The following is a 17182-nucleotide window of genomic DNA, read 5'->3' on the forward strand; positions in this document are numbered from 1 at the left end:
ACTGAGGGCATGGACGAGAAGAAAAAGAGCATCGACGACCTCCTCTCCGACCTGGGGGTGCTGGAAGAGGCCCCGGTGGAGGTGGAGCTGAAAGAGGCGGGGAAGGAGGCCCGGGCCAAGGGGCCCAAGGAGGTTCTGGAGGATTTTCTGGTGGGCCTTCTCCTGCGCCTGGACCCCGCCCACCACGTGGAGATTCGCCAGGAGGGGAACATCCTGCGGGCGGAGGTGAAGGGCGGGGACCTGGGTCGCTTCATCGGCAAGGAGGGGCGCACCCTGAAGGCCGTGGAGTACCTGGCGGGGGTGGTGCTGGCCAAGCACTTCGGGGGGGAGTACCGGGTGGTGCTGGATGCCGCCGGCTACCGCAAGCGCCAGGAGGACAAAATCCGCAAGATCGCCGAGGACGCCGCCCTCACCGTGGCCATGACCGGGGAACCCCTGCACCTTCCCCCCATGCGGCCCTCGGAGCGGCGCATCGTCCACATGCTCCTCAAGAACCACCCCAAGGTGACCACGGAAAGCCAAGGGGAGGGGGAAGGGCGGCACGTGGTGGTCTACCCCCGTGATCAAGCTCCTCCGGGAACTGGAAAGGAGGCTTAAAGAGGCGGGCCTCCCGCAGGGGGAGGCCCTGGACCTCCTGGCCCATGCCGCGGGCCTCCCCCGCAAGGACCTCCTCCTCCACCTGCGCCGGCCCCCGCCCCCAGGGGTGGAGGAAAAGGCCCTGGCCTTGCTGGCCCGGCGCCTTTCCGGCTACCCCCTCCAGTACCTCCTGGGGGAGGTGGAGTTCTTTGGCCTGCCCCTTCGGGTAGAGGAGGGGGTGCTCATCCCCCGGCCCGAGACCGAGGGCCTGGTGGCCTTGGCCCTGGACCTTCCCTTGCCCCATGCGCCCCGCATCCTGGACGTGGGCACCGGCACAGGGGCCATCGCCTTAGCCCTCAAGCAGAAACTCCCCGGGGCCCAGGTCTTCGCCACGGAGGTGGACGAAAGGGCGCTTTCCCTGGCCCGGGCCAACGCCCAAAGGCTGGGGCTCCCGGTGGTCTTCCTGCACGCGCCCTTCACCGGGGGGCTAAAGGACCTAGACCTGGTGGTGGCCAACCCCCCGTACCTGCCCGAGGCCTACCGGCCCGTGGCCCCCAAGGAGCTGGCCTACGAGAGCCCCCAGGCCCTGTACGCCGGGGAGGAGGGGCTCGCCGTGGCCCGACCCCTGGCGGAAGCGGCCTGGGAAGCCTTGAGCCCTGAGGGCTTCCTCCTTCTGGAGCTGGCCCCGGAGAACGTGCACCGCTTGGCCCAGGAGCTCCGGGAGAAGGGCTGGCAGGAGGTGGCGGTGCTACGGGACTTGGCGGGACGGGACCGGTACCTCCGGGCCCGGCGGCCCGCCTAGGAGGGAGAAGGCGAGGAGGGGGCGCTCCACGGTCCAGAGGTCCTTGGCCGCCACCACCCCCACCCGCACCACGCCCCTTTTTCCCTGGAGGAGGCCGAGGCCCCGGGCCAGCTCCTCCGGGGAGGGGAAGGTGGCGTATTCCGGCGGAAAGCCCGCCTCCAGGAGCTTCTTGCGCACCTCCTCCCCCAGGGCCTCGAGGACCTCCTGATTGCGCCCCGGGGTGGAAAGGCGGAAGGTGCGGGCGGCCAGCACCTCCCCCGCGCGGGAGGCCAGGCGCTCCGGGTAAAAGCGCACCCGCACCAAAAGCCGCCCCTCCTGGTACCCCGCCCCCTCCAGCACCGCCAGGCCCGGGCCCTGGGCGGCCTCCAAAAGCTCGGCGCCCCGGAAGCCCAAAAGGAGGGCCCGGCGCTCCGCCACCCGCTCCAGGACCGCCCTTCCCTCCTCGCTTCCCAGGCGCACCTCTCCCAGGTAGAGGCCCTGGCTCAGGCGCACCAGGCTCTGGGCAAGACGGCCCCTCTCCCCCTGGAGCACCTCGGCCTGGGCTAGGAGGGAACGCACCCGCTCCTCCGCCTGGCGCAACTCCTGGCGGGCCTGGGCCAGGCTGGCCCTCAGGGCCTCCACCTCCTGGGAAAGCGCCTGCCGCTCCTTCCTGGCCTCCTCCAGGCGGGCCAGAACCTGGGCCAGGTCCCCTTCCAGCCGCCGCCTTTCCTCCAGGAGCCTGGCCCTTTCCCCCTCCGCCCGCCTGGCCGCCTCCTGGAGGGCCCGGAGGCGCCCCTCCAGGGCCTGGAGCGCCTCCGTCTTGCGGGTGAGTTCCCCGCTCCTTTCCCGGAGAAGCCGGGAAAGCGCCAGCCTTTCCGCCTGAAGCTCCGCCCGCTCCCGGGTCAGGCCTTGGACCTGGGCGGCCAAGGCCTGGGCCTCGGCCTCCAGCCGCCTCCTAAGGGTTTCCGCCCGCTCCAGGGCCTGGGAAAGCTCCTTTCGGTCCTGCCGCAGCAGGTTCACCTGGGCCAAGGCCCTGGCCGCTTCCGCCTCCAAGGCCTCCTTGGCCTTGAGCAGGACCTCCCGCTCCTCCTTGAGCCGGTCCCGCTCCTGCCGGATGGCCTGGGCCTCGAGGATCACCTCCCGGGCCTCTCTGAACACCAGGAGAAAACCCAGGTAGCTCAAGAGGGCGATCCCCACCCCCGTGAACACCGCCACCAAGGTGGCCGTCTGGCGGGGCCTGAGGCCGAAGAGGCGGTAGTGGCGTTTGCCCGCCCACTTGGCCACCTTGTCCCCCAGGTAGGCCACCAGGGCGGAGAGGAGGAGGAAGAGGAGGAGGAGCGCCCAGAAGGTCATGGGCTAAAGCTCGTAATCCTCGCCCAGGTAATGCCGCCTCACCCCTTGGTCCTTGGCGAAGGTCTCGGGGTCCCCGTGGAACAGGATCTCCCCGTCGTACATCACGTAGACCCGGTCGGTGATGGCCAAGGTTTCCCGCACCGAGTGGTCGGTGATGAAGACCCCCACCCCCCGCCGCTCCCGAAGCTCGGCGATAACCTTCTGGATCTCCTTCACGTTCTTGGGGTCAACCCCGGTGAAGGGCTCGTCCAGGAGGATGAAATCGGGGTCGGTGCAAAGGGCCCGGGCGATCTCCAGCCTGCGCCTTTCCCCCCCGGAAAGGGCATAGGCCATGCGGTCCTTAAGGTGGTGGATGGCGAGCTCCTCCAAAAGGGCCTTGGCCTTCTCCAGCCTTTCCTTCGGGGAAAGGGGCTGGAACTCCAGCACCGCCAGGAGGTTTTCCAGAACCGTCATGCGCCGGAAGGCGCTGGGCTCCTGGGGAAGGTACCCGAGGCCGAGGCGGGCCCTCTTGTACATGGGCAACCGGCCCACCTCCTGCCCCTTCAGGAAGATGCGCCCCCCCGTGGGCCTTATAAAGCCCACCAGCATGTAAAAGGTGGTGGTCTTCCCCGCCCCGTTGGGGCCGAAGAGGGCCACGATCTCCCCCCGCTTCAGGGCAAGGTCCACGCCCCGCACCACCTCCTTGGGGCCATAACGCTTGCGCAGGCCTTGGGCCAGAAGTTCCCCGTCCATTATCCTCTAGGGTAAGGCCCGGCCTTTAGCTTCGGATGAGATAATGGGCACGGTATGGTGGTGACCCGCATCGCCCCAAGCCCCACGGGGGACCCCCACGTGGGCACGGCCTACATCGCCCTCTTCAACTACGTGTGGGCCAGGAAAAACGGGGGCCGCTTCATCGTGCGCATTGAGGACACGGACCGGGCCCGCTACGTGCCCGGGGCGGAGGAAAGGATCCTGGCCGCCCTGGGGTGGCTCGGCATCCCCTACGACGAGGGGCCGGACAAGGGGGGCCCCCACGGCCCCTACCGGCAGTCGGAAAGGCTTCCCCTCTACCAAAAGCACGCGGAGGAGCTTCTCCGGCGGGGATGGGCTTACCGGGCCTTTGAGACCCCGGAGGAGCTGGAGAGGATCCGGAAGGAGAAGGGCGGCTACGACGGAAGGGCCCGGAACATCCCCCCTGAGGAGGCGGAAGAGCGGGCCAAGCGGGGGGAGCCCCACGTGATCCGCCTCAAGGTCCCCCGCCCGGGCACCACGGAGGTGAAGGACGAGCTACGGGGGGTGGTGGTCTACGACAACGCCGAGATCCCCGACGTGGTCCTCCTGAAGTCCGACGGCTACCCCACCTACCACCTGGCCAACGTGGTGGACGACCACCTGATGGAGGTTACCGACGTGATCCGGGCCGAGGAGTGGCTGGTCTCCACCCCCATCCACGTCCTCCTCTACCGGGCCTTCGGCTGGGAAGTGCCCAAGTTCTATCACATGCCCCTCCTGCGCAACCCCGACAAGACCAAGATCAGCAAGCGCAAGAGCCACACTTCCTTGGAGTGGTACCGGGCCGAGGGGTTTTTACCGGAGGCCCTTAGAAACTACCTGGCCCTCATGGGCTTCTCCATGCCCGACGGCCGGGAGATCTTCACCCTGGAGGAGCTCATAGAGGCCTTTACCTGGGAACGGGTCTCCTTGGGGGGCCCGGTCTTTGACCTGGAGAAACTCCGCTGGATGAACGGCAAGTACATCCGCGAGGTGCTCCCCCTGGAGGAGGTGGCGGAAAGGGTCAAGCCCTTCTTGCAGGCGGCGGGGTTTTCCTGGGAGAGCGAAGCCTACCTCAAGCGGGCGGTGGCCCTCATGCGGCCCCGGTTTGACACCCTGAAGGAGCTTCCCGAGAAGGCCCCCTACCTCTTCAGCGAGGCCTACCCCATGTCGGAAAGGGCCCAGGAGAAGCTGCGGGAAGGGCTTCCCCTTCTGCGCCAGGTCCTCCCCCACCTAAAGGCCCAGGAGGACTGGAGCGAGGCGGCCCTCGAGGCCCTCCTCCGGGGCCTGGCCCAGGAGAAGGGCTTGAAGCTCGGCCACTTGGCCCAGCCCCTCCGGGCCGCCCTCACGGGGAGCCTGGAAACGCCGGGGCTTTTTGAGATCATGGCCCTCCTGGGGAAGGAACGGGTGATCTCCCGGCTGGCGCGGGCCCTAGGCGAAAACCCTTAGACGGCCCTTGGCGCAAGAGGGGGTATACTGGGGGGCGTGAAGCGGTGGCTTGCCCTCCTCACCCTCCTCGGCTTAGCCAGCGCCCAAAGCGCCATCGGCATGCGCTTCGGCTACGGGGAAGGGCTGGGCCTCACCTTCGGCGCCGGCCTGGAGAACCAGCTAAGGCGAAACCTGGTGGGCCGCCTCACCGCGGAGCTGGCCCCCGCGGCCCCCGGGGTGGCCCTCGAGGCCCTTCTCCTCTTCAAGCCCGACCTGGGCCAGTACGATCCCGCCCTGGGGGGCCTCTTGCCCTACTTCGGCGGGGGGTTGGGGGCGGTGGTGGGGCCAAGCCTCACCGCGGGGGTCGGCTTCACCCTGGGCCTGGAAGGCCACCTGGACCCCTCCACCGGGCTCTTCGCCGAGGGCACCTACGTGTACGGCTTCGCCGCCTTCCCCAAGGTCTGGCGGTTCGCCCTGGGGGTAAACTTCCGCTAACCCTAAAGATGGGCTTCTTCGATCGCCTTAAAGCGGGCCTCGCCAAGACGCGGGAGAGGCTCCTCAGGGCCATCCCCTGGGGGAGCGACCCCGAGGAGGTGCTGGAGGAGCTGGAGGTGGCCCTCCTCGCCGCGGACGTGGGCCTTTCCGCCACCGAGGAACTCCTCCATGAGGTGCGGGCCTCCGGGCGCAAGGACCTGAAGGAAGCGGTGAAGGAAAAGCTCGTCCAGATGCTGGAGCCGGACGAGCGGAAGGCCACGCTGAGGAAGCTCGGCTTCCGCCCGCAAAACCCCAGGCCCGTGGAACCCCAGGGCCACGTGGTGATGGTGGTGGGGGTGAACGGGGTGGGCAAGACCACCACCATCGCCAAACTGGGCCGCTACTACCAGAACCTGGGCAAGAAGGTGATGTTCTGCGCCGGGGACACCTTCCGGGCCGCAGGGGGAGCCCAGCTCGCGGAGTGGGGCAAGCGCCTAGGCATTCCCGTCCTCCAGGGGCCGGAAGGGGCCGACCCCGCCGCCCTCGCCTTTGACGCCGCCCAGGCCCGAAAATCCCGGGGCCTGGACCTCCTCTTCGTGGACACCGCGGGCCGCCTCCACACCAAGCACAACCTGATGGAGGAGCTGAAGAAGGTGAAGCGGGCCATCGCCAAGGCCGACCCCGGGGAACCGGGGGAGGTCTGGCTGGTGTTGGATGCGGTCACGGGGCAGAACGGCCTGGAGCAGGCCAAACGCTTCCACGAGGCCGTGGGCCTCACCGGGGTGATCGTCACCAAGCTGGACGGCACCGCCAAGGGCGGGGTGCTGGTGCCCATCGTGCGCACCCTTAAGGTGCCCATCAAGTTCATCGGGGTGGGGGAAGGCCCTGAGGACCTGCAGCCCTTTGACCCCGAGGCCTTTGTGGAGGCCTTGCTGGAGGCCTGACCCCTATCAGGACGCCGAAGGCTCCCTCTCCTCCGGGGGCCTCTCTTTTTGCCGCCACGGGCAGTGGCGGCACCCCGAGCCGCAGCAGTAGCCCCGCTTCCGGTGGTAGGCCTCGGTGAAGACCACCCGGCCATCCTCCCAGTAAAAGTCCTCCCCCTCCTTGAGCTCCTCGGCCTTCACAAGCCCCAGTCTAGGGGTATGCTTGGGTCCATGAGGCGCGGTCCCTTTCTCCTCGGCTTCGCCTGGGTGGTGGCCCTGGTGGCCACCCTGGGAAGCCTCTACTACTCCGAGGTCAGGCTCTTCCTGCCCTGCGAGCTCTGCTGGTACCAACGCATCTTCATGTACCCCCAGGCGGTCCTCCTGGGCCTGGCCCTGTGGCGGCAGGACCTAGGCGTCTGGCCCTATAGCCTTGCCCTTTCCCTGATGGGGGGAAGCCTCAGCACCCTGCACCTCATGGAGCAACGGTTCCCCGACCTCTTCACCCTGGCCTGCAAACCCCCGGTCCCCTGCTCCGTGGAGTACATCCCAGCGTTCCCCATCCCCCTACAGGCCCTCATCGCCTTTGCCCTCATCGCCCTCAGCATGGCCCTCCTGGCCGGGGAGGCCCGGCGCTTTCAAAGGGGGTAGCCGAGCCCCTCGAGGGCCACGCGCGCCTGGAAGGCCAAAAGCTCCTCCGGGGGGTAGACGGCATGCACCCGTTCCCAAACCCCCCGGTCCACGGGCGCGAGGGCCAGCAGGGCGTGAAATGGTTGTAAAATATCCAGGGGAAACCCGCCCCCGGCGTAGAGGAGAAGGTCCGCCTTTAGGGCCAAGGAGGCCACCTCCTCCCGCCTCAGGGCCACGTGTCCCCGGGCCCTTTCGGGAAGCCGGGCGAGGAAGCCATCCCCCTCGGCAAAGCTTCCCGCCGCCACGGAAACCTGCCCCAGGGGCCTGAGAAAGGGGGCCAGAGACGGGCGCAAGGGGCCTAGCCAGAGCCCCCTAGCCCCGGGAAAGGAAAGGGAGAGGAAGCGCTCCAGGGCCACCCCCTCGGTGTACTGCCCCACGGGGCCCCCTGCGCCCGGCACCACGAGGTCCACCAGGCCCGCCGCCCGGGCCTCGGGCTCCAGCCGGACCCCTTCCGCAGACGGCCACGCCTCCCCCAGCACCGCCCCCGCCAGGCCCAAGGGGGCCAGGCAGGGAAGGGCCTTCCAGGGGTCCTCCACCTCCACGGGGTAGGGGAAGAGGGGAAGCCGGGCCGCGGCCACCTCCGCCGCCAGGCGGTCAAAGAGGGGCGTGGGCTTCCGGTAGAGGAAGACCAGGGGGCGGGCCTTGGGGTACTGGGGGCGCATCCCTCACCTCATGCCGGGCGGAGGTCCGCGTACTTCAGGGAAAGGCGCTTTAGCCCCACCCCCTCAAAGTGCACGGTGACCTCGTCCCCTTGCGCCGCCACCACCGTGCCCTGGCCGAAGCGGGGGTGGACCACCTTCTCCCCTCCCCGGAAGGCCCCGGGCCTGGGCCGGTGGGCCGGGGGAACCGGCCTCGCCGCGGCCGGGAGGCCTTCCCGGTAGGGATCGTACTCCAGGTAAAGCCCCTCCCCCACCTCCTCCAGAAAGCGGCTGGGCCGGGCGGGCTCCGGGCGGCCGTAGATCTCCCGCTCCTCCGCGTGGGAGAGGTAGAGCCTTTCCTGGGCCCGGGTCACGCCCACGTAGAAGAGGCGGCGCTCCTCCTCGAGGCCCTCCAGGGTGCTCAGGGCGGAGCGGTGGGGCAGAAGCCCCTCCTCCACCCCCACCAGGAAGACCACGGGAAACTCCAGGCCCTTGGCGTTGTGCAGGGTCATGAGGGCCACCTTGCCCCCGGACTCGGCGGGCTCCTCCGCCCGGGCGGTGAGGGCCACCTTGTCCAGGAAGTCCATGAGGCCCTCTGCCTCCCTGGCCGCCCGGAGGAGCTCCTCCACGTTCTCCAGGCGGTCCTCGTGGTCCTCGGGGTAGGCCTCCTTCAGGTAGGCGGGGTAGTCGGTGGCCTCGAGGAGGTGGCGGAAAAAGGCCTCCGCAGGGCCAAAGGCCAGATCCTGAAGCTCCTCCATGAGGGCCAGGAAGTGGCGCACGGGCTCGGGCCGGGAGAGGGCCTGGGCCCCCACCTTCAAGGCCTCATAGAGGGGAAGCCCCCGCTCCTGGGCCAGGCGGAGGAGCTTCTCCACCGTGGCCGGGCCGATGCCCCGGGGAGGGGTGTTCAGCACCCGCTTGAGGCTTACCGCGTCCAGGGGGTTTAAGGCGAGGCGGGCGTAGGCCAACAGGTCCTTGACCTCCGCCCGCTCAAAGAAGCCCACGCCCCCCACCACCCGCACCCCCACGCCCCGGGAGGCCAGGGCCTGCTCCAGGAGGCGGCTTTGCGCGTTGGTGCGGTAGAGGACGGCCACCCGGTCGTAGGGGGGGCCCAGGCGGAGCACCTCCTCCGCCACGAAGCGGGCTTCGTCCCGGGCGTCCCTGGCCCGGTAGAGCCGGACAGGCTCCCCCCCGGGCTTCACCGGGCGCAGGGTCTTTTCCAGGCGCAAGGCGTTTTTCACGATAATGGCGTTGGCAAAGCGCAAAATGGCCTCGGTGGAGCGGTAGTTCTCCTCGAGGCGGTACACCTTGGCCCCGGGGAAGTCCCGGGTAAAGTCCAGGATGTTGCGGATATCCGCGGCCCGGAAGGAGTAGATGCCCTGGTCCGGATCCCCCACCGCCATGAGGTTGGCCTCGCTCCCCGCGAGGAGCCGAGTGAAGCGGTACTGCACCGGGTTCGTGTCCTGGTACTCGTCCACGTGGATGAAGCGGGCCCGCTGGCGCACCCTCTTTAGCACCTCCCCATCCCCTTCCAAAAGCCTCAGGGCCAGGAGGAGGATGTCCCCGAAGTCCAAGGCCCCCTGGGCCCGGAGGGCCTCCTCGTAGCGCTTCACCACGTCCAAAAGCCGCCCCCGGCTTAGCCCCGCGTAGTATTCGGGAAGCTCGGCAATGAGGTTTTCCGGAGGCTCCCCCCGGTTCTTGGCCCGGTCCAGGAGGGCCTTGATGGGCCCGGGCTTGGCGGCAAGCCCCAGTTCCTTCAGGACCTCCTTGAGGAGGGCCGTCTGGTCGTCCTCATCGTAGACCACGAAGCCGGGCTTTAAGCCCACTCGCTCCCCGTAGACCCTGAGGATGCGCAGGGCGGCCGAGTGGAAGGTGGAAACCCAAAGCTCCCCCGCCCCCTTCACCATCCCCTTCAGCCGTGTGCGCATCTCCTCGGCGGCCTTGTTGGTGAAGGTGACCGCCAGGATCTCCGAGGGGTACACCCCCCGCCGGGCGATGAGGTAGGCCACCCGGTGGACCACGGTGCGGGTCTTGCCGCTTCCCGCCCCCGCCACCACCAAGGCCGGACCCTCGTAGTGCAAGACCGCCTGGCGCTGGGCCTCGTTCAGGGAATGGAGGAGCCTGTCGTCCACGGGGGAGAGTGTACCACGGGGTAGACTTGAGGGCATGGAGCTCTACCCCACGCAGGACGGTTTCCTGGGAGAGATCGCCAGGGGCTTCACCTTCGCCACGGTGGCCCGTCTGGCCGCGGGCCTGGGCGAGCGGGCGCGCGCCGAGGGGCTAGGCCGGGTGGTGGTGGCCCACGACGCCCGCTTCCTGGCCAAGGAGATGGCGGAGGAGGCGGCGGGAGTGCTGGCGGGGCTCGGCCTGGAGGTCCACCTCCTAAAAGGACCCGCCCCCTTCCCCCTCTTCGCCTTCGCCCTGGAGCAGGTGGAGGCCGCGGGGTTCTACCTCACCGCCAGCCGTAAGCCCGCCCGCTACCAAGGGGTGCGGCTCCGCCTGGGGCCGGGAAGGCCCCTCTCCCCGCAGGGCCTCTCCCTGCCCGAGGCCCTTCCCCGCCCGGGGGCGTTCGGGGCCCTGGACCTGAGGAAGGCCTACCTGGAACGTCTGGCGGAAAGCGCCGGGGAGGGCGCCAAGGGCAAGCGGGGCGTGGTCTACCTGGACACCATGGGGGGCGCGGGGGGAGGGGTGATGCCCTTGGCGTTTAAGCGCCTGGGCCTCGAGGCGGAACTCCGGGAGATCCACCCCCTTCCCCACCCCCTCTTCTACGGGGTGGACCCAGACCCCAGGCCCGAGAACCTGAACACCCTCCGGGTCCTGATGAAGGCCCAGGAGCCCCCGGCCCTGGGCCTGGCCCTGGACGGGGACGCGGACCGCCTGGCCGTGGTCCTCCCCGGGGGGGAGATGCTCCCCCCGGAAGGGGCCTTGGCCCACCTGGAGGAAGCCCTGGCAGGCCGGGAGGTGGAGGCGGACGGGGAAGGGGGCTTCCGCTTCCCCTGGCACCTATCGGAGAAGGACCCCTTCCTGGCGGCCCTCCTCCTCCTGCGGGTGCTCCTATGAGGGAACTCCTCCCCGGGCTATACCGGCTTCCGGTCCCCATCCCCTATCCCCTGAAGGCGGTCAACCTCTACCTCCTGAAGGGGGAAGGCGAGGTGGCCCTGGTGGACACCGCCCTGGGCACCAAGACCGCCCGGGGTAGCCTGGAGCTTTACCTGGCGGAGCTCGGCCTGTGCTTCCAGGACGTGCACGTGGTCCTCCTCACCCACCACCACCCGGACCACTACGGCCTCGCCGGCTTCTTTGAGGGGCTTGGAGCCCGGGTCTACCTCCACGAGGAGGAGTTTCCCCGAGGCCACCGCTTCTGGCTTCACCCGGAGGCCTTCGCCGAGGCCAGCTGGCAGCTCTTCCGGGACCACGGCACCCCGGAGAGTGCCCTCCGGGACATCCGGGAGACCATGGCCAAGACCCGGGAGCGGGTCCACCCACCGCAAAGCCCCATCCCCCTGAGGGACGGGGAGGTGCTGGAGGTGGCGGGAAGGCGCCTGAGGGCCATCTGGACCCCGGGCCACGCGGACGGGCACGTGGCCTTTCTCTTGGAGGACGAAGGGATCCTGCTTGCGGGGGATGCCCTCCTGGAGCGGGTCTCCCCCAACGTGGGCCTGTGGGCCTACACCCGGGAAAACCCCCTGGAGGACTTCCTGGGCTCCTTGGACCGGATCTCGGAGCTTCCCCTAAGGGAAGCCCACGCGGGCCACTTCGGCCCCATCCCCCAGGTGAAGAGGCGGGCGGAGGAGCTCAAGCTTCACCACCAGGAGCGCCTGGAGGCCCTCCTCGGCCTTCTCACCCACCCCCAAAGCGCCTGGTCCCTCTCCCTCAGGCTTTTTCCCCAGGAACTGGACCCCGCGGGCCGCCGCTTTGCCTTCGCCGAGACCCTGGCCCACCTGGAGTACCTGCGCCACCAGGGCCTCTTGGCCCGAGAAGGTCCTCCCTTCCGCTACTTCCGCACCTGAGCCACCCCCTTGCGGGGTCCCCCCCAGGGGGTATAAACTTTGACCCGGTTCAAGGAGGTGCCATGAGCCCCTGGTACGCCCACTACGACCCCGGGGTCCCCAAGGAGGCCCCCAGGCCCTGGCTTCTGCCCCAAGCCCTCGAGGCCAACGCCCAACGCTTCCCCCAAAAGGTGGCCTTGGAGTTCCTGGGGCGAAGTCTCACCTATCGGCAACTCTGGCAGGAGGTGCAGGCCTTCGCCCGGGGCCTGCAGGCCATGGGGGTAAGGCCCGGAGACCGGGTGGCCCTCATGCTCCCCAACTCCCCCCAGTTCGTCATCGCCTTCTTCGGCACCCTCCTGGCCGGGGGGGTGGGGGTGAACGTGAACCCCATGTACACCCCGAGGGAGCTCCGCCACCAGCTTAAGGATGCGGGCGCCCGGGTCTTGGTGATCCTGGACCAGCTCCTCCCCCGCTACCAGGAGATCAAGGAGGAGGCTCCCGTGGAGGTCCTGGTGCACACGGGCATTCAGGACTACCTCCCCTTCCCCAAGAACCTCCTCTACCCCTTCCTGCTGAAGCGCAAGGGCGCGTGGCCCAGGCTGCGGGAAGGCATCCCCTGGCGGGGCTTCCTCAAGAAAGGGCCCCCCGAGCCCGTGGCCGTGGACCTGGACGACCTGGCCCTCCTGCAGTACACCGGAGGGACCACCGGCGTGGCCAAGGGCGCCATGCTCACCCACCGAAACCTCTCCACCAACGCCCTGCAGGTCCGCGCCTGGATTCCCGACTTCCGCGAGGGGGAGGAGGTGGTCCTGGGAGCCATCCCCTTCTTCCACGTGTACGGGATGACCGTGGCCATGAACCTGGCCCTCCTGGGGGCGGCCAAGCTCATCCTCCTGCCAAGGCCGGAGATCAAGGCCATCGTGGAGGCCATAGAGAAACACCGGGTCACCCTCTTCCCCGGGGTCCCCACCCTCTACGTGGCCTTCAACCACTTCCCCGGCATAGAAAGGCGGAACCTGAAGAGCGTGCGGGCCTGCATCTCCGGCTCCGCCCCCTTGCCCCTGGAGGTGGCCGAGCGCTTCCAGAGGCTCACGGGGGCCAAGCTGGTGGAAGGGTACGGCCTCACGGAAGCAAGCCCCGTCACCCACTGCAACCCCCTCTACGGGGAAAGGCGCCCGGGAAGCGTGGGCCTTCCCTTCCCCGGGGTGGAGGCCAAGGTGGTGGACGAGGAGGGGAAGGAGGTGCCCCCGGGCGAGGTGGGCGAACTCCTCGTCCAAGGCCCTAACGTCATGAAAGGCTACTGGAACCGCCCCGAAGAAACCCAAAAAACCCTCAAAAACGGCTGGCTCCACACCGGCGACATGGCCAAAATGGACCAGGACGGCTACTTCTACATCGTGGACCGCAAAAAAGACATGATCATCGCCGGCGGCTACAACATCTACCCCAGGGAAGTGGAAGAAGTCCTCTACCAGCACCCCGCCGTCCAAGAAGCCGCCGTGCTGGGCCTCCCAGACCCCTACCGCGGGGAGACCGTGGCCGCCTTCCTCGTCCTCAAACCCGACTACCGGGGCAAGGTCACGGAAAAGGACATCGAAGCCTTCTGCCGCCAAAACCTCGCCGCCTACAAGGTCCCCCGCATCCTAGAGTTCCGCGACAGCCTCCCCAAGTCTAGCGTGGGCAAGATCCTCAAGCGGGAGCTCAGGGAGGCGGCGTGGTCTCAGTCCAGGACGAAGCGGTCCTCCGTCTCGTGAAGCCGAACCCGGTGGACGATGCGCTGGTCCTGGCCGCCGTCGGGCTCGGTCATGGCCACCACGGTCACGTAGGGGCGCAAGGGGCTTTTGAGGACCTTCTTGGTGAGGGTCTCCTCCACCTGGAAGATCCCCGCGGAGTTGTTCATGGTCACCTGGATCTCCACGGGCGTCCTTTCCCCTTTGAGGATGCGCACCTCGTCCACCGCCAGGGCGCTGATGGAGTGGATATCAATGCTCCCCAGGGCGAAGGCCTTCCGCCCCCGGCCCTTGGTGATGTCGGTGCCATCGGCCACGGCGGTGACGCCCGCCTCGAGGGTGAGGGGCTCAGGGGAGAGGTCATGGCTGTAGATGCCGTGGAGGATCAGGGCCCTTAGGGCGGTGCGCTGCTCGGGATCCGGGTAGATCTTCTCCAGGATGCGGTTCAGGATGGGGAGGGCCAAGGTGACGCCGAAGGCCTCGTGGTGCTCCCGGTGGACCTGGTTCCCCAGGTCGTGGAGCATGGTGGCGAGGAGGACCACCACGTAGGCGTCCTCCAGGTCCCCGGCCCCCGATTCCACCGTGTCCAGCCGCACCCCGGCTTCGGCCAGGAGCTGCAGGATGGCCACGCTGGCCGCCCCGGTGAGGAGGGCGTGAACCCGGCCGTGGTCGTTGTAGCCCAGCTTGCGCATGGTGAGGTAGTTGGCCATGTTCCACCCGGAGCGGGCCTCGGGGTCTTGGATGAGGAGCTCGTAGGCCCTCAGGGCCCTGGGAAAGGGCTTTAGGCGCTCACGGATGGCCTGGTCGGCCTCCGCGTAGAGTTTGGCCTTGGGGCTGGCCACGTGGACCACGCGGTCTCCCGTCATGGGCACCTCCTACCTTACACCATCCCCGCGGCCAAGAAAGCGGGGGTTCCGCAAAAGGAAGCCCCTAAAGACCCCCACCGGGGCCTTTTGCCGGGGTGGGATCACTCGCCCCGGAAGTTGGGCGCCCGCTTTTCCAAAAAGGCCTGGACCCCTTCCTTCATGTCCTGGGTGGCTGAGGCGTAGCCGAAGAGGTCCGCCTCAATCTCCAGGGCCTCCGCCAGGTCCAGCCCCTCCCCCCGCACCACGCTCTCCTTGGCCAAGGCCAAGGCGATGGGGGCGTTCTTCAGGATCTTCTGCGCCAGCTTCTTGGCCTCTTCCAGGGCGTCCTCCCCCACCCGGTTCACGAGCCCCAAAAGGAGGGCCTCTTCCGCGTCCACGTGCCGCCCGGTGAAGATAAGGTCCAAGGCCCGCCCCCGCCCGATGAGACGGGGGAGCCGCTGGGTGCCGCCGAACCCGGGGATGAGGCCCAGGCCCACCTCGGGCAGGCCCAGCTTGGCGCCCTTGGCGGCCACCCGGAGGTCGCAGGCCAGGGCGAGCTCCAGGCCGCCCCCTAGGGCATAGCCGTTGATGGCGGCGATGGTGGGGACGGGTAGGGCGGCGATCTCGGCAAAGACCTGCTGACCCAAGAGGGCGTACTCCCGCGCCATGAAGGGATCCTTGAGGGCGGCGATCTCCTTCAGGTCCGCCCCGGCGGCGAAGGCCTTCCCCTCCCCGGTGAAGATGACGGCCCGGGCCTCGGGGTCTTGGTGGATCACCTCGGCCACCTCGGCCAGTTCCCGGAGGAGGTCCTGGGAAAGGGCGTTCAGGGCCTCGGGCCGCCTCAGGGTCACGAGGGCGATGCCCTCATCCACCTCGTAGGCGAGGTGTTCAAACTCCGGGATCTCCAGGATGAACTCGTGCTCGTGTTCGTGCTCGTGGGCCATGGCTACACCTCCAAAAGGGCCTCGAGGGCCACCTCCACCATACGCCGGACGCCTTCTTGCAACACCTCCGGGGGGGCCAGCTGGGGATCGCCGATGCGGTTGGAGACGGTGAGGATGGTTCCCGTCCGCACCCCCCGCATCTTGCCCAGGAGGAACAGGGCGCTGGCCTCCATCTCAAAGGCCAGCACCCCGTAGCGACTCCAGGCCCGGGCCGCCTCCGGGGTGGTGGCGTAAAAGGCGTCCTCCGTGGCCACCAGGCCCACGTGGTGGGGGTAGCCCTTGGCCACCGCCTGCCCCCACAGGGCCCGGAAGACCTCGGCGTCGGGCACCGGGGCGTAAGGGCGGCCCTCCAGGTACTGCCGCGTGGCCCCGTCCAGGGGCACGGCACCCTGGACCACCACCAGATCCCCTGGGGCCAAGGCGGCATCCACCGCCCCACAGGTGCCCACCCGAAGGAGCACCCGGGCCCCAAGCTGCAGGAGCTCCTCGGCCACGATGCTGGCCGAGGGCGCCCCCATCCCCGTGGTCTGCACGGAGACCGGCACCCCCCGGTACCGCCCCGTAAAGCCCAAAAGCCCGCGGTGGGCGGTGTAGAGGACGGCGTCCTGCAGGAAGGTCTTGGCGATCCATTCCGCCCGGCCCGGGTCGCCGGGCAGGAGCACCCGCTCCGCCACGTCGCCCCGCTTGCCCCGCACGTGGATGGGACTCATACCGCCCCATCTTACCCCGCCTACAGGCGCAGGACCGGAAAGCCCTCCACCAGGGCCTCGTCGTGGGTGGAAAGGAGGAGGGCGGCCCCCACCTCCAGGGCGAGCTCCCTCAGGAGCCCAAGCACCTCCCGGGCCTGACGGCGGTCCAGGCTGGCCGTGGGCTCGTCGGCCAGGAGCAACCTGGGCCGGAGGTAGAGGGCCCTGGCCACCGCCACCCGCTGCCTCTCCCCCCCGGAGAGCCGCTGAGGAAGGTAGTCCGCCCGCGCCGCAAGGCCGAGCCGGGCAAGAAGCCAGCGCCCATGCTCCCGGTCCACCCGCCCCGCCAGGAACCCGGGGGCCAGGACGTTCTCCAGGGCGGTGAGCTCGGGGAAGAGAAAGTGGTGCTGGAAGACCAGGCCCAGGAAGCGGAGCCTTTTCCCGGCCAGGCGCCCCTCGGGAAGCCCCCGGATGGGCTCCCCCTCCCAGTAGACCTCCCCCTCCTGCAGGGGAAGGAGCCCCGCCAGGAGGTGGAGGAGGGTGGTCTTGCCGCTCCCCGAAGGTCCCAGGACCGCCAGGGCCTCCCCGGGGTGGAGGGCGAAGGAAAGCCCGCGGAAGAGGGGGCCATTCCCATAAGCAAACCCCAAACCCCGCGCCTCCAGCACCGGACCCACCCCCCCATCCTCTAGGCAATAGATGAAGCTTCGGTTAGAGTGAGGCCCGATGGGCCATAGCCCCCTCTTCCAGGACCTGAGCCCCGAGGAAGCCGGGTTGGCGCGCTCCTACTTCCAGCCCCTCGCCTACCCCAAGGGCAAGCGGATCTTCGCCCAGGGGGATCTGGGCCAAAGCCTCTACCTGGTGGAGCGGGGCCGGGTACGGCTTTACCGCACCCACCTGGGAGGCCAGGAGAAAACCTTGGGCTTCGTGGGCCCGGGAGGAGTCTTCGGGGAGATGAGCCTCCTGGACGGCTCGGAGCGGAGCGCCAGCGCCGTGGCCGAGGAGGACACCCTCCTCCTGGCCCTTTACCGGGAGGCCTACCTGGGGCTTATCCGCCGCCTGCCCCTCTTCGCCCACAACCTGGCCCGCATCCTGGCCCACCGCCTGCGGGAGGCCGACCTGGAGCTGGACCTCCTGGCCTTTGAGGAGGCGCAAAGCCGGGTGGCCTACGCCCTCCTGAAGCTCCTGCGCCAAGGGCACGGCCCCCGGTTGCGCCTGCGCCACCAGGACCTGGCGGCCCTGGCCGGGGCCAGCCGGGAGACCGTGACCCGGGTGTTGCACCAGCTCCGGGAGCAGGAGGTCCTGCGCCTGGCCCAAGGGGAGGTGGAGGTGGTGGACGAGAAAATCCTGGAGGAAGTGGCCTTTGGTCTGGTCTGAGGGC

19 protein-coding genes are annotated in these 17182 nt (G+C 69.0%); 10 read left to right on the forward strand and 9 right to left on the reverse strand.

Translation table 11 applies throughout. The features are described 5' to 3' along the window. The first annotated feature begins 9 nt into the window (after nt 1-9). Entirely contained in the window at nt 10-597 is a 588-nt protein-coding gene (locus ACYQ0J_RS01280) for a Jag family protein (RefSeq protein WP_460170383.1), read from the forward strand. Then, nucleotides 560-1378 carry a peptide chain release factor N(5)-glutamine methyltransferase gene (prmC, locus tag ACYQ0J_RS01285; protein ID WP_460170384.1) on the forward strand — a complete coding sequence of 273 codons (819 nt, stop codon included), beginning with the start codon at nt 560-562 and terminating at the stop codon, nt 1376-1378. Before ACYQ0J_RS01280 ends, prmC begins: the two co-directional genes overlap by 38 nt. Here the strand turns inward: prmC and ACYQ0J_RS01290 are convergent. Both ACYQ0J_RS01290 and lptB read right to left on the reverse strand, forming a co-directional pair. Beyond that, entirely contained in the window at nt 1325-2710 is a 1386-nt protein-coding gene (locus tag ACYQ0J_RS01290; protein ID WP_460170385.1) for a DUF3084 domain-containing protein, read from the reverse strand. The genes prmC and ACYQ0J_RS01290 overlap by 54 nt on opposite strands. Nucleotides 2711-2713: 3 nt before the next feature. Further along, nucleotides 2714-3442 (reverse strand): LPS export ABC transporter ATP-binding protein, encoded by a 729-nt coding sequence (gene lptB / locus ACYQ0J_RS01295; RefSeq protein ID WP_460170386.1) that lies wholly within the window; start codon nt 3440-3442, stop codon nt 2714-2716. A 54-nt stretch (nt 3443-3496) separates the two neighbouring features. On the opposite strand from lptB, the gene gltX reads away from it, so the two are divergent. The 3 genes from gltX to ftsY are packed head-to-tail and all read left to right on the forward strand — an operon-like array spanning nt 3497 to nt 6309. Beyond that, on the forward strand, nt 3497-4912 hold the full coding sequence (gltX, locus tag ACYQ0J_RS01300; protein ID WP_460170387.1) for a glutamate--tRNA ligase: 1416 nt from the start codon (nt 3497-3499) through the stop codon (nt 4910-4912). 36 nt (nt 4913-4948) lie between these two features. Next, complete coding sequence (locus ACYQ0J_RS01305) at nt 4949-5386, forward strand: hypothetical protein (protein ID WP_460170388.1); 438 nt, start codon at nt 4949-4951, stop codon at nt 5384-5386. Between the two features lie 8 nt (nt 5387-5394). Then, entirely contained in the window at nt 5395-6309 is a 915-nt protein-coding gene (gene ftsY / locus ACYQ0J_RS01310; RefSeq protein WP_460170389.1) for a signal recognition particle-docking protein FtsY, read from the forward strand. Nucleotides 6310-6315: 6 nt separating this feature from the next. Here the strand turns inward: ftsY and ACYQ0J_RS01315 are convergent, their stop codons facing one another. Beyond that, nucleotides 6316-6489: a DUF5522 domain-containing protein gene (locus ACYQ0J_RS01315; RefSeq protein WP_460170390.1), complete on the reverse strand. Its 174-nt coding sequence runs from the start codon at nt 6487-6489 to the stop codon at nt 6316-6318. Nucleotides 6490-6519: 30 nt separating this feature from the next. Between ACYQ0J_RS01315 and ACYQ0J_RS01320 the strand changes: the two genes are divergently transcribed. After that, entirely contained in the window at nt 6520-6936 is a 417-nt protein-coding gene (locus tag ACYQ0J_RS01320) for a disulfide bond formation protein B (RefSeq protein WP_460170391.1), read from the forward strand. Here the strand turns inward: ACYQ0J_RS01320 and ACYQ0J_RS01325 are convergent. Beyond that, complete coding sequence (locus tag ACYQ0J_RS01325) at nt 6924-7637, reverse strand: hypothetical protein (RefSeq protein ID WP_460170392.1); 714 nt, start codon at nt 7635-7637, stop codon at nt 6924-6926. The genes ACYQ0J_RS01320 and ACYQ0J_RS01325 overlap by 13 nt on opposite strands. Before the next feature lie 8 nt (nt 7638-7645). After that, nucleotides 7646-9742 carry an ATP-dependent helicase gene (locus ACYQ0J_RS01330; protein ID WP_460170393.1) on the reverse strand — a complete coding sequence of 699 codons (2097 nt, stop codon included), beginning with the start codon at nt 9740-9742 and terminating at the stop codon, nt 7646-7648. 34 nt (nt 9743-9776) lie between these two features. Between ACYQ0J_RS01330 and ACYQ0J_RS01335 the strand changes: the two genes are divergently transcribed. The 3 genes from ACYQ0J_RS01335 to ACYQ0J_RS01345 all read left to right on the forward strand — a co-directional run bounded on the left by ACYQ0J_RS01335 (nt 9777) and on the right by ACYQ0J_RS01345 (nt 13353). Then, the gene (locus ACYQ0J_RS01335) at nt 9777-10670 is read left to right on the forward strand and encodes a phosphohexomutase domain-containing protein (protein ID WP_460170394.1); all 894 of its coding nucleotides are present in this window, start codon (nt 9777-9779) and stop codon (nt 10668-10670) included. Then, nucleotides 10667-11620 (forward strand): MBL fold metallo-hydrolase, encoded by a 954-nt coding sequence (locus tag ACYQ0J_RS01340; protein WP_460170395.1) that lies wholly within the window; start codon nt 10667-10669, stop codon nt 11618-11620. The genes ACYQ0J_RS01335 and ACYQ0J_RS01340 overlap by 4 nt, the downstream gene beginning before the upstream one ends. A gap of 62 nt (nt 11621-11682) precedes the next feature. Beyond that, nucleotides 11683-13353 carry a long-chain-fatty-acid--CoA ligase gene (locus tag ACYQ0J_RS01345; RefSeq protein WP_460170396.1) on the forward strand — a complete coding sequence of 557 codons (1671 nt, stop codon included), beginning with the start codon at nt 11683-11685 and terminating at the stop codon, nt 13351-13353. On the opposite strand, the gene ACYQ0J_RS01350 is transcribed toward ACYQ0J_RS01345, so the two are convergent. The 4 genes from ACYQ0J_RS01350 to ACYQ0J_RS01365 form a co-directional block, all read right to left on the reverse strand. Next, nucleotides 13320-14195, reverse strand: coding sequence for an HD domain-containing protein (locus ACYQ0J_RS01350; protein WP_460170397.1), 876 nt, complete (start codon nt 14193-14195; stop codon nt 13320-13322). The two genes, ACYQ0J_RS01345 and ACYQ0J_RS01350, sit on opposite strands and share 34 nt — an antisense overlap. Nucleotides 14196-14296: 101 nt before the next feature. Then, nucleotides 14297-15118: an enoyl-CoA hydratase/isomerase family protein gene (locus tag ACYQ0J_RS01355; protein ID WP_460170398.1), complete on the reverse strand. Its 822-nt coding sequence runs from the start codon at nt 15116-15118 to the stop codon at nt 14297-14299. Between the two features lie 2 nt (nt 15119-15120). Next, the gene (locus ACYQ0J_RS01360) at nt 15121-15828 is read right to left on the reverse strand and encodes a phosphorylase family protein (protein WP_460170399.1); all 708 of its coding nucleotides are present in this window, start codon (nt 15826-15828) and stop codon (nt 15121-15123) included. A gap of 20 nt (nt 15829-15848) precedes the next feature. Further along, nucleotides 15849-16478 carry an ABC transporter ATP-binding protein gene (locus ACYQ0J_RS01365; RefSeq protein WP_460170400.1) on the reverse strand — a complete coding sequence of 210 codons (630 nt, stop codon included), beginning with the start codon at nt 16476-16478 and terminating at the stop codon, nt 15849-15851. Between the two features lie 49 nt (nt 16479-16527). Here ACYQ0J_RS01365 and ACYQ0J_RS01370 point away from each other — a divergent pair, with 49 nt between their 5' ends. Next, nucleotides 16528-17178 carry a Crp/Fnr family transcriptional regulator gene (locus ACYQ0J_RS01370; protein WP_460170401.1) on the forward strand — a complete coding sequence of 217 codons (651 nt, stop codon included), beginning with the start codon at nt 16528-16530 and terminating at the stop codon, nt 17176-17178. Nucleotides 17179-17182: the final 4 nt, after the last annotated feature.

Source organism: Thermus sp. FJN-A (assembly GCF_054655095.1).

Bases quoted from the DNA above. Each gene is read 5' to 3' on its own strand.
- ACYQ0J_RS01280 (WP_460170383.1), top strand. From the start codon at position 10: ATGGACGAGAAGAAAAAGAGCATCGACGACCTCCTCTCCGACCTGGGG.
- ACYQ0J_RS01290 (WP_460170385.1), bottom strand. From the start codon at position 2,710: ATGACCTTCTGGGCGCTCCTCCTCCTCTTCCTCCTCCTCTCCGCCCTG.
- lptB (WP_460170386.1), bottom strand. From the start codon at position 3,442: ATGGACGGGGAACTTCTGGCCCAAGGCCTGCGCAAGCGTTATGGCCCC.
- gltX (WP_460170387.1), top strand. From the start codon at position 3,497: ATGGTGGTGACCCGCATCGCCCCAAGCCCCACGGGGGACCCCCACGTG.
- ftsY (WP_460170389.1), top strand. From the start codon at position 5,395: ATGGGCTTCTTCGATCGCCTTAAAGCGGGCCTCGCCAAGACGCGGGAG.
- ACYQ0J_RS01320 (WP_460170391.1), top strand. From the start codon at position 6,520: ATGAGGCGCGGTCCCTTTCTCCTCGGCTTCGCCTGGGTGGTGGCCCTG.
- ACYQ0J_RS01325 (WP_460170392.1), bottom strand. From the start codon at position 7,637: ATGCGCCCCCAGTACCCCAAGGCCCGCCCCCTGGTCTTCCTCTACCGG.
- ACYQ0J_RS01335 (WP_460170394.1), top strand. From the start codon at position 9,777: ATGGAGCTCTACCCCACGCAGGACGGTTTCCTGGGAGAGATCGCCAGG.
- ACYQ0J_RS01340 (WP_460170395.1), top strand. From the start codon at position 10,667: ATGAGGGAACTCCTCCCCGGGCTATACCGGCTTCCGGTCCCCATCCCC.
- ACYQ0J_RS01345 (WP_460170396.1), top strand. From the start codon at position 11,683: ATGAGCCCCTGGTACGCCCACTACGACCCCGGGGTCCCCAAGGAGGCC.
- ACYQ0J_RS01350 (WP_460170397.1), bottom strand. From the start codon at position 14,195: ATGACGGGAGACCGCGTGGTCCACGTGGCCAGCCCCAAGGCCAAACTC.
- ACYQ0J_RS01355 (WP_460170398.1), bottom strand. From the start codon at position 15,118: ATGGCCCACGAGCACGAACACGAGCACGAGTTCATCCTGGAGATCCCG.
- ACYQ0J_RS01360 (WP_460170399.1), bottom strand. From the start codon at position 15,828: ATGAGTCCCATCCACGTGCGGGGCAAGCGGGGCGACGTGGCGGAGCGG.
- ACYQ0J_RS01370 (WP_460170401.1), top strand. From the start codon at position 16,528: ATGGGCCATAGCCCCCTCTTCCAGGACCTGAGCCCCGAGGAAGCCGGG.